Origin of the sequence: Flavobacterium yafengii (assembly GCF_030010375.1) — a bacterium.
GTDB classification, from domain to species: Bacteria; Bacteroidota; Bacteroidia; order Flavobacteriales; family Flavobacteriaceae; genus Flavobacterium; species Flavobacterium yafengii.
In genome coordinates this window covers 1,194,934-1,210,315 of sequence record NZ_JASCRY010000001.1, presented here as the reverse complement: position 1 = coordinate 1,210,315, position 15,382 = coordinate 1,194,934, and the positions used below count along the sequence as shown (strand labels likewise).

The 15,382-nt window shown below is 34.9% G+C and carries 12 protein-coding genes; 7 read left to right on the top strand and 5 right to left on the bottom strand.

The window, feature by feature from the left end; genetic code table 11:
• Positions 1 to 124: 124 nt before the first annotated feature.
• The 4 genes from QLS97_RS05350 to alaS form a co-directional block, all read right to left on the bottom strand.
• Complete coding sequence (locus QLS97_RS05350; protein WP_282710585.1) at positions 125 to 745, bottom strand: DUF4230 domain-containing protein; 621 nt, start codon at positions 743 to 745, stop codon at positions 125 to 127.
• Between the two features lie 2 nt (positions 746 to 747).
• Entirely contained in the window at positions 748 to 1,698 is a 951-nt protein-coding gene (locus QLS97_RS05345) for a GSCFA domain-containing protein (RefSeq protein ID WP_282714763.1), read from the bottom strand.
• 132 nt (positions 1,699 to 1,830) lie between these two features.
• The gene (locus QLS97_RS05340; protein ID WP_282714761.1) at positions 1,831 to 2,610 is read right to left on the bottom strand and encodes a hypothetical protein; all 780 of its coding nucleotides are present in this window, start codon (positions 2,608 to 2,610) and stop codon (positions 1,831 to 1,833) included.
• A 241-nt stretch (positions 2,611 to 2,851) separates the two neighbouring features.
• Entirely contained in the window at positions 2,852 to 5,488 is a 2,637-nt protein-coding gene (gene alaS, locus QLS97_RS05335; RefSeq protein WP_282714759.1) for an alanine--tRNA ligase, read from the bottom strand.
• A 333-nt stretch (positions 5,489 to 5,821) separates the two neighbouring features.
• On the opposite strand from alaS, the gene QLS97_RS05330 reads away from it, so the two are divergent.
• The 7 genes from QLS97_RS05330 to QLS97_RS05300 all read left to right on the top strand — a co-directional run bounded on the left by QLS97_RS05330 (position 5,822) and on the right by QLS97_RS05300 (position 12,450).
• A complete protein-coding gene (locus QLS97_RS05330) occupies positions 5,822 to 6,799 on the top strand; it encodes a M23 family metallopeptidase (RefSeq protein ID WP_282714757.1) in 978 nt (325 codons plus the stop codon).
• Between the two features lie 88 nt (positions 6,800 to 6,887).
• Complete coding sequence (locus QLS97_RS05325; RefSeq protein ID WP_091165014.1) at positions 6,888 to 7,220, top strand: MerR family transcriptional regulator; 333 nt, start codon at positions 6,888 to 6,890, stop codon at positions 7,218 to 7,220.
• 66 nt (positions 7,221 to 7,286) lie between these two features.
• Complete coding sequence (locus tag QLS97_RS05320; protein ID WP_073352690.1) at positions 7,287 to 7,874, top strand: LemA family protein; 588 nt, start codon at positions 7,287 to 7,289, stop codon at positions 7,872 to 7,874.
• An 11-nt stretch (positions 7,875 to 7,885) separates the two neighbouring features.
• Positions 7,886 to 8,323 (top strand): TPM domain-containing protein, encoded by a 438-nt coding sequence (locus tag QLS97_RS05315; RefSeq protein ID WP_282714752.1) that lies wholly within the window; start codon positions 7,886 to 7,888, stop codon positions 8,321 to 8,323.
• Positions 8,323 to 9,135, top strand: coding sequence for a TPM domain-containing protein (locus tag QLS97_RS05310; RefSeq protein ID WP_282714750.1), 813 nt, complete (start codon positions 8,323 to 8,325; stop codon positions 9,133 to 9,135). The genes QLS97_RS05315 and QLS97_RS05310 overlap by 1 nt, the downstream gene beginning before the upstream one ends.
• A gap of 113 nt (positions 9,136 to 9,248) precedes the next feature.
• On the top strand, positions 9,249 to 9,662 hold the full coding sequence (locus QLS97_RS05305) for an RrF2 family transcriptional regulator (protein WP_282714748.1): 414 nt from the start codon (positions 9,249 to 9,251) through the stop codon (positions 9,660 to 9,662).
• Positions 9,663 to 9,906: 244 nt separating this feature from the next.
• The gene (locus tag QLS97_RS05300; RefSeq protein WP_282714745.1) at positions 9,907 to 12,450 is read left to right on the top strand and encodes a TonB-dependent receptor; all 2,544 of its coding nucleotides are present in this window, start codon (positions 9,907 to 9,909) and stop codon (positions 12,448 to 12,450) included.
• Positions 12,451 to 12,508: 58 nt separating this feature from the next.
• On the opposite strand, the gene QLS97_RS05295 is transcribed toward QLS97_RS05300, so the two are convergent.
• Positions 12,509 to 15,295 carry an outer membrane beta-barrel protein gene (locus QLS97_RS05295; RefSeq protein ID WP_282714743.1) on the bottom strand — a complete coding sequence of 929 codons (2,787 nt, stop codon included), beginning with the start codon at positions 15,293 to 15,295 and terminating at the stop codon, positions 12,509 to 12,511.
• Positions 15,296 to 15,382: the final 87 nt, after the last annotated feature.

Below are 15,382 nucleotides of genomic sequence, written 5' to 3'. Positions count from 1 at the left end.
TTTTTTCTCGGAAAACATAAAAAGAATTAAACACGACCCGAGCAAAGCGAACGGACGAAGTAATTGCGCTAATTTACACGAATTAATTTGTGAAAATTAGCGCAATTCGTGTTTAAAATTTTATCTAAAGTTTTATTTGCTTACCAAAATCTTTCTCGCTTTCGATAACCTTTCCTTCGTATTGCAATTTCCACCCCATGGTATTGGTCAGAATCAATATTTTAGATAATTCGCTTATCAAGCGATTTTGAGCATTTGTTTTCAAAGATGATTTTTCTATTTTCTTAGCCAGATTCGCTTTTACCGATTTGTTGATTTTATTGTAATCATCTCCCGTAAACGGATTCAATTTACTTTGTTCTACATCATAAAACTGAATATCAGGACTGATTTTTATTTCCTCTTTTGGAATGCTTACAATCGTGATGGTTTTATTCTTTTCATCGATATCGTATTTCATTTTGTGCAAATCATACGCTACAGTCACATCGGCATTGACGACAACCAAGGCTTTTTTCTCGAAAGAAAGCATGTCCAACAAATATTTTTGCTGATTTTTATAGGTGATGACTTCCGAAAAATGACCTTCAGTAACTACCAATTTTCCAACGTTCAAAATTTGTTGCTGAATGAGATTCGTGTTGTACGTGATATCTTCATCATCGTTTTTCTTAAAATCGCAGTATTTGAACAATAAAAATATTCCACCGATAACTGCTATTCCAATAAGTATTCTTCTAAGCATAATTAAAATTTCATAAATGAATATTGACTTTCCAATTTAGTGATTTTTTCTCTGACTTTAGACTCAAACTTTAAATGACTTTCAGAATCAGGATTAAAAGGCTTATGCGAAAGACTTTTTTGAATACTTTCTACTTCATCCATCGTCGCAAAAGCAGTTTCAGAAATAGTAGTTTCTTGGAATCGCTTCCAAATATAATCGATTGCCACTTGATTGGGATGCAACATATCTTCGGCATAAAAGCGGTAATCCCGAAGTTCATCCATCATGATCTCGTAAGAAGGAAAGTAATTTATAGTCGAAAGTCGAAAGTCAAAAGACTCATGAAGCGCACTAATTATATTGGCTTTGCTCCATTGGTTTTCGACAAAACCATCTTTGATGTGTCGTACCGGTGAAACCGTAAAAATAATAGTGCAATCAGGGTTTACAGAATGAATTAATTTTACTGTATTTGTAATACTTTTTTTTATTTCTTCAACAGATAGCAATTCTTTTTTGAACTGCTTTTGTGGCGCTTTATGACAATTGGCCACAATAGAATCACTTTCTATATTTCGATATACCCACGAGGTTCCATACGTGATGATGAAATGTGTTGATTCGGTTATTTGTTGATTTATTGATTTGATTATTGTGTTTAATGTTGCTACTAATTCCTCTTTATTTGAATTACTCAAATCAGAATGCATATCAAAACAATGCCAGCGTTCATTGTGAAAAAAAATGTCGTTTTCTGTAAATTGCTTTTCGGAAACAGCAAAATCTATTAGTTTTTCAATCGCCAACGAATGGAATAAAATCCCAAATGGATTACAACTATTTTGAAACTTAAAATAGTCCAGTTTCTCCGCCATATTTACAGCAAAACAAGAACCTAAAGACATAATGGTAGCATTATAATCTATGGGATAATTACTTTTAGAAATGGGGATTTGGGTTCTGAATTGCATTGTTTATAATTTACTACAAATTTGAATAATTTTAGCGAATTAAATGAGGTTTAGTTCTTTTTTCATTAGTATAAAAAAACCCTTTCAGAGTTTTATACGCTGAAAGGGTTGCTATAAAAATAAATGTTTTTCTTAGTAGAAATATTCCGTTTTCAGATAGCCTCTATTTCCATTAGCAAAAAGTGCTGTTTCAGAAACCTGTTCCGTTGGATAGTTCTCAGAATCATATTGAAAAGAGCTTTTATAAAAATTAGCTAATGATAATACTTGATCTCCATTTGTAGTAGTCGCAATTACTGTATTTATTAAACTGTTATTTGATGAAATGGTCTCCATATGGTCTAATAATTTTTTATATCCTAAGATATTATACAACGGATTTTTGTTAGAATCATAATCAAAACTTATGCTATAATTTGAAGTAACTCCTACAGCTGTATTGTCTAATGTCCTTTCCTCTTTAATCAAATTTTCATTTTCAAAATATAATATTCCATGAAATTCTTTTACCTCCTGATTTCCTGAACCAATCGTGAATTTTTGATAAGAAACGGTTTTATCTGAATTATGAATGTAATTTATTCTGTAATTACCTAAAGATTCAACTTCAACTAATTTACCCACAAGGTAACTGTATTCAATGGTCTCTAGAAGTTGGTTTGTTTTACTTAACGTTACAATTTTCGTAATTAAACCATCGGTATACGTAAAATCAGTACGCTTCTGAGCTCCTTCAATACGCACTATTTCAGTTCCATTATAAGTAAATAAAGTGGTTTCTGAAGTGCCTTCTTCTGAAGTCTCAACGACCTTCTTTAGCAATTTTACACTATCGTCATTATCACTTGAACACGAATAAAGTGTCAATACAAAAATTGATAATACCCAAAATATGTTTTTTGTTTTTTTCATTATACTAAATAAATCGATTCACCTTTCTCAAACCTTCTGGTGCTATATCAATCAAACCTAGAAAAATAAAATAAAAACTACAATATTCATCGTTACAATCCCTATATTTCGGTTGAACTACTATTTTAAATCTCCCGATAACACTATGTGAAGCGCCTGTAAATACTGTGTTGAACAAAAAAATAAACCCTTTTAGAACTTATGTCCTAAAAGGGTTTCTATCATAAAAAATAAATTTGTTTTACTTTACAAACTCAACTGCTTTCTCCAAAGCTTGCTGAATTCCTGCGACATTCTTCCCGCCTGCTGTTGCAAAAAACGGTTGTCCGCCCCCGCCACCTTGGATAAATTTACCCAATTCACGAACTACTTGTCCAGCATTTAGGTTTTTATCCGTAACTAATTCTTTAGAAACATAACAGGTTAACATAGGTTTATCTTCGTCGGCTGTAGCCAAAACTAAAAATAAGTTATTCCCTAAATTCCCTAATTCGTAAGCCAAATCTTTTGCTCCTTCAGGATTCAAATCGACTTGTTTTGCCAAAAATTGAACGCCGTTTATTTCCTGAATTTCAGCAATTAAACTCGCTTTCAAATTTTTGACTTTATCTTTTACCAAAGCCTCAATTTGTTTCGCTAACTTGGCATTTTCTTCTTGCATCGAATGAACGGCTTTCAAAATATCCTGAGGATTTTTCAACGCTGATTTTACTTCATTCAATGTGTTTTCATAAGAAGCAAAATGTGCTTTTACCGCATCACTTGTAATCGCTTCGATACGACGAATTCCTGCAGCAACAGCTCCTTCAGAAACGATTTTGAAATGCCAGATTTCAGCTGTGTTTTTCACGTGGATTCCACCGCACAATTCCATGCTTTCGCCAAATTTAATCGCACGAACCTCATCACCATATTTCTCTCCGAAAAGTGCCATGGCTCCTTCTTGAACTGCTTGCGCAAAAGGAATGTTTCTTCTTTCGATTAAAGGTAATTGTTCCTGGATTCTTGCGTTTACAAAATCTTCCACTTGTTGCAATTCGGTTTCCGTCATTTTAGCAAAATGAGAAAAGTCAAAACGCAAATAGTTTGGATTTACTAAAGATCCTTTTTGTTCAACGTGTGTTCCTAAAATACCTCTCAACGCTTGGTGCATCAAGTGTGTCGCCGAGTGATTTCTAGAAGATAAACTTCTCAAATCCTGATTCACTTTAGCAACAAAACCAGCGTTTACATTCTCTGGCAATTGTTTTGCAAAATGCAAAATCAGGTTATTTTCTTTTTTCGTGTCGATAATTTCAATAGTTTCATTTGCAGAAACAAATGTTCCTTTATCACCAACTTGTCCACCACCTTCTGGATAGAATGGCGTGTTATCCAAAACGATTTGGTATAAAACACCGTCTTTTTTACTGTCCACTTTACGGATACGAGTGATTTTTACGTCACTTTCTGATTGATCATACCCTACAAATGTTTCTACATTTCCAGGAATTAACACAGACCAGTCTTCGGTAGAAACTTCTGATGCAGCGCGGGAACGCGCTTTTTGAGCTTGCATGGCAACGTTAAAACCAGCTTCGTCCAGTTCAAATCCTTTTTCTCTCAGAATTAATGCCGTTAAGTCAATTGGAAATCCGAAAGTATCGTATAATTCAAATGCTTTTGCTCCTGAAACAGTTGACCCTTTAGTTTCGGCAACTACATTTTCTAATAATTGCAATCCTTGGTCTAATGTTCTTAGGAAAGAAGCTTCTTCCTCACGAATCACATTGGTAACTAATTGTTGTTGTGATTTGATTTCCGGGAAAAATTCCCCCATTTGATTCGCCAAAACAGCAACCAATTGATTGATGAAAGGTTCTTTGGTGTTCAAGAAGGTAAATCCGTATCGAATTGCACGACGCAAAATTCTACGAATTACATATCCTGCGCCTGTGTTTGATGGCAATTGTCCGTCGGCAATAGCAAAAGCTACGGCACGAACGTGATCAACCACTACACGAATAGCAATATTAGTTTTGTTTTGCTCTTCGCTGATATTTAAAACTTCGTTTGAAGTGTATTTTAATCCTGTAATTTGTTCTACTTTTTCAATAAGTGGCGTAAAAACATCAGTGTCATAATTCGAAGTTTTTCCTTGTAATGCCATACACAAACGCTCAAATCCCATTCCGGTATCAACGTGTTTTGCAGGCAATTTTTCCAGAGAACCATCGGCTTTACGGTTGAATTCCATGAATACATTGTTCCAAATTTCCACTACTTGCGGATGGTCATTGTTTACCAAACTTTTTCCTGAAACTAAAGCTTTCTCTTCTACAGAACGAATGTCGACGTGAATTTCTGAACACGGTCCACAAGGTCCTTGATCTCCCATTTCCCAAAAGTTGTCTTTCTTGTTTCCAAGAATGATTCGGTCTTCGTCAATTAATTCCTTCCAAATATCCCAAGCTTCCTGATCGAATGGCACGTTTTCATCCGGATTTCCTTCGAAAACGGAAACATATAAATTTTCTTTTGGAATTTTATACACTTCTGTCAAAAGTTGCCAAGCCCAGTTGATGGCTTCTTTTTTGAAATAATCTCCAAAAGACCAATTCCCCAACATTTCAAACATGGTGTGATGATAGGTGTCAAAACCTACATCTTCCAGATCATTGTGTTTTCCTGAAACACGAAGACATTTTTGCGTATCGGCAATTCTGGTGCTTTTTGGAGTTCCGTTCCCCAGAAAATATTCTTTGAACTGCGCCATTCCTGAGTTGTTGAACATCAGTGTTGGATCATCCTTAAGAACTATAGGTGCCGATGGAACGATTAAATGTCCATTTGATGCGAAAAAATCCAGAAATTGTTTACGTACGTCTTGTGATTTCATTTTTATTGTTTGTTCGGTTATTTGTTAATTTGGTTAATCGGCTGCATCGCATAAACGAAAAACCAAATTAACAAATTAACATTTTTTTGCCCCAGATAGCAGTGAAAAGCTTAGAGATTTATACATCTATTTTTTCTTGAGGTGGCAGAGCGACCGGAGGAAGCTCCTGCTAGCTCATTAGAAAAAAAGATTTATAAACGAGAACTTGTAACGAATAGCTGGAATAGGCACATTATTTTATTTATTATTGAAAAAAGGGTGTAACAAATGAAACATTTATTAAATTTGTTCGTCTAACCTTTTACAGTGTGCAAAAATAGGGTATTTTAAAATATGTCGAAAGTAAAATATTATTACGATTCCGAAAATCTAGCCTATAGAAAAATAAAAACACGAAAAAGAAGAAAACTTGGTGTTATTATTCTGTTTTTATTGGCATCGGCATTGTTTGGTTTTTTGAGTTTTATTGTTTTATTGAACACTCCTTATTTTGAAACTCCAAAAGACCGTTTGCAAGCGCGTGAAATTGAAAATTTGAGATTGAATTATGCGCTGCTGAACAAAAAAATGGATCAGGTAAATGACGTTATTGAAGCTATTGAAGATCGAGACAATAATTTGTATCGCGTGTATTTTAATAAAGCAGCAATTCCTGATTCTATTCGAAAAGCGGGATTACCAGGAAAAAACAGGTATAAAGTATTAGAAGGTTATGACAATTCCCAGTTGGTAATGAATACCACAAAAAGGATTGATGTCCTTAGCAAGGAATTAGCGGTTCAGTCAAAATCATTGGATGTTATTTTGAAATTGGCAGATGCTAAAAGTGATTTTTTGTCTGCCATTCCTGCCATTCAGCCAGTACGAAATGAGAATTTAAAACAAATGGCATCTGGTTTTGGATACCGAACGGATCCTTTTACAAAAGCAAGGAAAATGCATGAAGGAATGGATTTTACAGCTAAAACTGGATCTCCCATTTATGCCACTGGCGACGGAGTGGTAGCAAAAGCAGACAATACTGCTTCAGGATTTGGGAATCATATTGTTATTCGGCATGGATTTGGATACGAAACTTTATACGCACATTTGAGCAAATATAAAGCGAGAGCTGGACAACGCGTAAAACGAGGCGATGTTATAGGATATGTGGGAAGCACAGGAAGATCCGAAGGACCGCACTTGCATTATGAGGTTCACAAGGATAAAAAAGTGGTGAATCCGCTTAATTTTTATTACGGAAATATTTCGGCTGTAGAATATGTTGTGATTGCACAATTAGCAAATCAAGAGAATCAATCATTAGATTAATGCTCCAGAAAGTTATCAGTTTTAAGTGATCAGGTGTAGGAGAAAAAAAGTCTACAGGTTGCAGAATTAAAAGTCAAATAAAAGAAACATGCATATTGAGCTTTCTAAAGATAAAAGATATTACAGCATTGGCGAAGTAGCCAAAGCATTTGACGTGAATGCATCGCTGATTCGTTTTTGGGATAATGAATTTGATATTCTGAAACCAAAAAAGAATGCGAAAGGCAATCGAATGTTTACTCCGGAGGATATCACTAATTTACAATTGATCTATCATTTAGTCAAAGAAAGAGGTTTTACGCTGGAAGGTGCAAAAACCCATTTGAAAGAAGGACAAAAGAAGACTTTGGATAAGTTTGAAATTATTCGAAAATTAGAAACGATACGCACACAATTAACAAATATTAAAAACGAATTGTAGTCAGCACGACTATTTCCCAATTAAAATTTTTAAACAATTAAATAATAAACATTAAATTAAGTAAACATGAGAAGATTTTTGCCTTGGATTATCGGAGCGGTTGTAATTTTTGTAATTTACAGCTGGGTTAAAGGAATTAATAATACTGCAGTAACGTTAAACCAAAATGTAGAACAATCTTGGGGTGATGTGCAAACAGCCTATCAAAGAAGAAATGACCTTATTGGAAATTTAGTAAACACTGTGAAAGGTGCCGCTGATTTTGAAAAAAGCACGTTGACAGCAGTTATCGAAGCGCGTTCTAAAGCTACTTCTGTAAAAATTGATCCAGCAAATATTACTCCTGAACAATTAGCTGAATTCAACAAAGCACAAAGTGGCGTGAGCAGTTCATTGTCTCGATTATTAGTAACTGTTGAAGCGTATCCAGAATTGAAAGCCAACCAGAACTTCTTGAAATTACAAGACGAATTGGCAAGTACAGAAAACCAAATTCTAACGGCGAGAACGCGTTTCAATGAAGCGGTAAAACCATATAACTCTCACATCAAAACGTTTCCAAACAGCTTATTTGCTGGATTATTCGGATTCAAAGAGAAAGCATACTTTAATGCAGTTGAAGGTGCAGATAAACCAGTTGAAGTAAAATTCTAATCTAAAAAACAATGTCAAAAGTAGAAGATTTTTTAACCAAAGAAGATGAACAAGAAATTGTTGAAGCTATTCGTATGGCTGAAAAAAATACTTCTGGCGAGATTAGAGTTCATATAGAAAAAACAACTTCCATGGATGCGTATGATCGTGCCATGGAAGTTTTTCATGAACTAAAAATGGATGAAACTGAGCTTCAAAATGGTGTTTTAATTTACTTAGCGGTAGAAGACAGACATTTTGTTATTTGTGGTGATAAAGGCATTAATGACGTCGTACAAGATGATTTTTGGAATTGTACCCGAGACATTATGGTAGCAGAGTTCAAAAAAGGAGATTTCAAGCAAGGTCTTATTGACGGAATTACCAGAGCTGGAGAACAATTGCAGAAATATTTCCCTTGGCTGGAAGGCGACACAAATGAATTATCAAACGAAATATCTAGAGGATAATGCTATTACAAAAAAAGAGTACCCTAATTTTCCTAAAGCTGTTTGTTTGTTTGTTATTCACACAAATTGGCTTTGCGCAATTTACCATTCCTGAAAAACCAACTTTACAGACTTCTGTTTATGATTATGCGAATGTTTTAAGCGCAACAGAAAAAGCACAATTAGAAGAAAAACTGATTAAATATTCTGATTCTACTACAACCCAAATTGTGGTGATTACCATAGAAAGCCTTAAAGGAGAAGACATTGGTATCCTTACTCCAAAATGGGGACATGCCTGGGAAATTGGTGGAACTGCAAAAAATGACAATGGTGTTCTTATTTTATTGGCAAAAGCCGAAAGAAAAATATGGATTTCACCAGGATATGGTCTTGAAGATCGATTGACTGCCGGTATTGGTGGAGAAATTACCCGAAATATTATAATTCCTGAATTTAAAGCGGGAAGTTATTACAAAGGACTTGATAAAGGAACGGATGCTTTATTTGATGTTTTCAAAGGAAAATACAAAGGCGAACGAGTTAAAAAAACCAAAGATAAAGGATTCCCTATTTTACCCTTAATCGTTATTGTCATCATTATACTAGTGCTGATATCTCGAAACAAAGGCGGTGGCGGAAATTCCGGTAACAGAGGCGGTGGCATAGGCCCAAGTCTATTGGATGTCATTATTCTAAGTAGCCTTGGAAGAAACAGTGGCGGAGGTGGTTTCGGCGGAGGTTCATCTGGTGGTGGATTTGGCGGAGGCGGTTTCGGCGGTGGATTTGGCGGCGGCGGTTTCTCTGGTGGCGGTTCTGGTGGAGATTGGTAATATTTAGTTTCCATCTTGATAAAACAAATGCATTCGAGATTCAAAAAATTAAAGGCTCTTTTAAATATTTGTAGCGCCTAATCTATTCAAAAAACATAAATAAATTACAGTAAATGCTTTCACATAAAGCCAAATATGCACTAAAAGCACTCTTATATTTAGCGCAACAAGAAGAAACCCATGTTTCTCGAACTATAGAAATTGCCGAGGCGGCCTCTATTCCAAAAAAGTTTTTGGAACAGATTCTGTTAGATTTAAAACGCGGCCATTTCGTAGGAAGCAAACAAGGGAAATTTGGCGGTTATTATCTTTTAAAATCTAAAAACGACATTACTTTAGCCGATATTCACCGACTTTTTGATGGTGCAATTGCATTACTTCCTTGTGCATCATTGAATTTTTACGAACGCTGTTCTGATTGCGTCAACGAATCGGAATGCCTACTACGACACGGATTGATTACCATTAGAGAGGAAACTTTAAAGGCCATGGAAGGCATTACTATTGCTTCATTGGTAAAAAAATAAAAAAATATTTATTAAACTCTACTAATTTTATAGAATTAATTATATATTTGCCTCGAATTTAATACATCATTAACAATCCAAATTTAAACGTATGAAAACGCATCGAAGTAAGTTTGCTTTTTTGAATAGGCAATCACGAAAAAATCAACTAATTATAATTGAAAAAAAGAATTCCCAAATGATGTGTATGTGTTAGTTAAAAAAATTTAAATTAAATTCTACTAATTACATATACTTAATATAAATGAAAAATTCAATAAAAAATATACTTACAATAGTATCCGTTTTAACTTTCTCAATATCATTTGCACAAAACATTGAAGGTGTAGTTACAACAAACCAAAACATTCCATTAGAAGCCGCAAATGTTGTAATAAAAGGAACGACTTCTAACACAATTTCAGATTCTAACGGGAAATTTACACTAGACACAAAAGGAAAACTCCCTTTAACTCTTTTAGTTCAATATGTAGGATATAAAACTGCAGAAATAGAAATCACTTCTTTACCAATACCTTCATTGCAAATTAATCTTACGGAAGAAAATGCTTTGGTCGAGGTTGTCGTTTCTTCAAGACGCCGAATAGAAAAAGTACAAGATGTGCCAATCGCAATATCAGTAATAACAGGAAAACAGGCCGAACAAACTGGGGCTTTTAACGTTAATCGTATAAAAGAACTTGTCCCATCAGTTCAATTATATTCGTCAAACCCTAGAAATACGGGAATTAATATTCGAAGCCTAGGTTCCCCTTTTGGACTTACAAATGATGGAATCGATCCGGGTGTTGGTTTCTATGTTAATGGTGTTTATTATGCCCGTCCAGCAGCTACAACTTTAGATTTTATCGATATTGAACAAATTGAGGTATTGCGTGGTCCGCAAGGATCATTGTTTGGTAAAAACACAACTTCCGGTGCCTTTAACATTACTACTCGTAAACCAAGTTTTACTTCAGGTGCTGACTTTGAAGTGAGCTACGGAAATTACAACTTTTTGCAAGCTAAAGCTTCGGTTACGGGAGCTTTGAGTTCAAAAATCGCTAGTCGTATCTCTTTTTCCGGTACGCAACGTGACGGTTTAATCGATAATGTTGCAACAGGAAGACCTACAAACACATTAAACAATCAAGGAATTAGAGGACAATTACTTTATACGCCTTCAGAAAGAACCAATATTATATTAGCTGCAGATATCACAACGCAACGTCCAGACGGATATGCACAGGTAGTTGCTGGTGTCGCACCTACACAAAGAGCGGCTTACCGTCAATTTGATGCTATTATTGCTGATTTGAATTATCAATTACCGAGTTTAAATGCGTTTGACCGTAAAATTGACCACGATACGCCATGGCGTTCTGGACAAGATATGGGAGGTATATCTCTAAATGTAGATACAAAAATTGGAAATGGAACACTTACGGCAACAACTGCTTGGCGTTTTTGGAATTGGGATCCATCAAACGATAGAGATTTTACAGGATTACAAGTATTAGCAAAATCGCAAAACCCAACCAGACAGACACAAATAACGCAAGAAGTACGTTATGCAGGTCAGCTTACCTCTAAATTAAGTGGTGTTGTAGGTGTATTTTTTATTGACCAAACATCACAAACAGATGGTACAGAAGAATCTGGTAATGCACAATGGAGATTTGCACAAAGCACTACCAGTAATTTATGGAAAACACCAGGTCTGTTTGAAGGATACGGTATCAAAACCGATGCCCGTATTAGAGCTTCCAGTGCGGCAGTATTTGGTCAGTTGGACTGGGCTATAACAGAACGTTTACACGTATTACCAGGTATACGCTATAATTTTGACAAAAAAGATGCTGATTATAACCGTACAACATACGGAGGACTTCAAACGAATGACCCAGCCTTAATTGCCTTGAAAAAACTAGTTTATACGGATCAGTCTTTTTCATCAAACACAGATGATACTGACTTTTCTGGAAACATAACCGTTTCTTTTAAAGCTACTGATAAGATTAATGCGTATGCGACTTTTGCAAAAAGCTATAAACCAGTTGGAGTAAACGTAGCTGGATTACCTACGCTTGCCGGACAACCAATTCTTGAACTTGCTGTAATTAAACCGGAAGAAGTGAATCATTATGAAATTGGTGTAAAAACATCACCGTTTAAAAACTCAATATTCAATTTAACCTTCTTTAATACCGATATCAAAGATTTTCAAACCAATGTACAGGCAGCTGAATTAGGTGTAAACCGTGGCTATCTTGCCAATGCAGATAAAGTACAGGTAAAAGGGGTAGAATTAGATGCCAGTTTTGTAATCAGCAAACATTTAACCATCAATGGAGCAGCGACCTATACAGACGGTAAATATGTCAAATTTACAAATGCACCTCTTCCTTTAGAAGAAACAGGAGCGGCAGTATCTTTTAAAGATGTTTCCGGAACTGCATTACCAGGTGCTTCAAAATGGGCAGGATCTTTAGGAGGAGAACTTTCAGATAATGCCAAATTCTTTGGAAATGCAGGAAAAATTTTTATTGCCGTTGATTCTTATGCACGTTCTGAATTCTCTTCAAGTCCATCTGCTTCAAAATATTTAGTAGTTCAGGGTTATGCCCTATTTAATGCTCGTTTAGGTTTCCGTGCAACTGATGGTTTGTCTGTACAATTCTGGGGACGCAATCTTTTAGATAAAGATTATTACGAACAACTATTGCCTGCTGGTGGAAATACAGGACAATATGCAGGTGTATTAGGTGATCAAAGAACGTATGGAATTACATTGAAATATTCATTATAAAGGTTACAAACTGATACAATCCCATAAAAAAAGCGGTTGTTACACACAACCGCTTTTTTTAATTCTCTCCCATAGCATCCCTGGAGCCCTCTCTCCTATTTCCACCTTTTGGGAGTTTCTTCATACCCGAAAAATCTTGAATTTTATAGGTTAGCGAAAACATTGCATATCGTTTTAAAATGGTATTTTCTTCATCGCGGATGGCGGTAGCCGAAATAGTTCTGGAAAAATTCTGATTCTGATTCAGAACATCATAGACTTTTACTTTGGCAATCATGTTTTTATCAAAAAAACCATAAGACAAACTGGTATTCCAGAGATAAAAATCTTTCTTAAAACCACTTGCAATTCTGGAATTATAGGTATAACCAAAATCATTTCCAAAAACCCAGTTTTTCGGCCAATAACTGGTGGTTTGCAGATTAATTCGGTGTACCACATTAGCACTTCCACTGGTTACATAATTGGAATATTTTGATTCATTATAAGATAAACCATAGGATGGCGCTATGGTCAAAACTTCTCCATAATCATAATTTAAATATACCCTTGGTGTAATTCCCAATGATTTGGCACTATACAATACGCCATTGGTAAACCCTTTATCAAAAGAATAACTACTGTTCAAACCAATCCCATATCGTAAGGTATGTGCCTCTCTTTTTATGGATTGATTCCAATTTCCCCCTATAGCCGTAGCGTATGTTCCTGAAATATTTTCATAAGTCGTAGTTCTTTTTCTACTGGCATCGTATACCGAAATGGAAATCACCTCACTATTATTATAATCTCCCTTTACAAACAAAGTATAACCTGAACGGGTACGGAAATCAAAATTCCTGAAATTGACATTGGCGCTATGTTTTTCATTGGGATTCAAATTAGGATTACCTATTATCGTATTCAAAGGATTGGCCAAATTTTCTACTGCCAGCAATTGACTTGAGGAAGGCAGACTATTGGAATAATCATATCGCAAAGTAATAAATTTGGAGCGATCTAACTTGTATCTGATTTGCGCTCTCCCATAAGGCAGCACATATTTTTTATTCAAATCGATTACTTTATTTAAATACAGCGAATGATTATCAAAATCAATAATGGAAGTACTGGAATTCAAATTAAAAGTGAATTTATTTTTTTCGAAAGTAATCCCTACTTTAGGACTAACTGAATTTTGCCTGGAAGTGATAAAATTAGTCAAGGACTCATTTAGAACAGAATAGGATTGAGAATCAGCATTAAAATCAAAGGTTTTTAAATCTTTCATCCCATTCGTCCAATCAAAATCAGCACCAAAACGAATGCGTATAGAATCGGTTATCGGTTCTGTATATTCAATATCTGCCGAGTACGAATCATTCGTGTTTTCATTATTGCTCATTTGATTTCTCACATCATCAGATTGACCATCTTGATGAAAAATAGTTTTAGACTCCGTTAAAACATCTGAACCACTTCTGGTATTATTATTAGTGAAAACAAAACTTAGATTACGAGACTTTTTTTGGAAAGCTTTATTAAAATTTATCGTGTTCCCAAAATTAGTCGACTTGTTTTCTCTATACGATTTTGAAATACTTTCGTTCAAAAGTGCATCATCTCCATCCCTGGAGAAATTTTCGGCACTAGAATTACTATTAGAATTTGACAGATTCAATTTTGGAGTAACAGAAATTCGTGTCGTTGGATTAATTTTATATTCAACCTCCAGATTGGCTTTGTTTCCGGTATTTTCATCTCTTGATTTCGACTCCGATTCGGTGGAGAAATTCCCCGTAGGCAATAAATTGGTTTGTTTGGACTTGCTTGCATTTTCGGTATTGGTATTCGAAAAATTATAACTTGCAGTAGCATCGAAATCTTTCATCCATTCATCGGTATAATTGAATCCTGCCAAATTAGACTGGGTAATTCCTTTCCCGCTCCCGCTTACAGTCGAACCACTACTCCCTCTGGTATTTCTTCCTCCTCCCATACTGTCAAATACCTCATCCATAGAAAACCCGGAAGAATTAATATTATTGGAAGAAGCTAAAACACTTATTTTTTGTTTGTTATTAAAAAAGTTCATTACCATACTGCTTTCATAACGTTCATCGGTACCAAAACCCCCTAAGAATTTCCCAAAAAAACCTTTGTTTTTCTTTTCGTCAATAGTCAAATTGATAGTCGAATAATCTGAAGTTGACTCTTGTTTAGACAATTCTTCTTTTTTGGTTTTAAAATCGGAAACCTGAATTTTATTAATGATTTCAGCTGGCAAATTTTTCAAAGCCATTGCTCCATCTCTATCAAAAAAAGTTTTTCCGTTTACCAAAAACTGGGTCACCTCTTTACCATTTACAGTAATTTTACCGTCACTATCCACTTCAAAACCGGGCAATTGCTTCAACAAAGTTTCTACATTAGAATCAGGACGAACCTTAAAAGATCCTGCATGAAATTCCAGTGTGTCTTTTTTTACACGAATTGGTGGTGCTTCGCTTTTTATAGTCACGCCAGCTAAAGCATTTACATTTTCTAATAAATAGAGTTTCCCAAAATCTTTATTCTCCGAAATCTCTTTTTGCTCCTCAACATAGGTTTGATAACCAATATAGGAAATCTTCAAAAAGATGGGTTTTTCATATTTTTTGGAACTAATTTTAAAAAGACCATTTTTATCCGTGGTTGTATATTCTAATACCGTAGAATCTTTTACATTAGAAAAATAAACCGTTGCCGCTTCTAAAGGAATTTGGGTATTCACATCAAGAACAGTTCCTTTAACAACATATTCTTCTTGGGCATTGACAGAAAAACAGAAGAGCAAAAAAAGTAAACAAAAGTACAATTTAGACATGCAAAAATTTATTTAAATAAATAGATAAGACACTAAAAAAAATAAAAGGTTTAATCTACACTTAATTTTTTATTGTGTTTGCTTAAA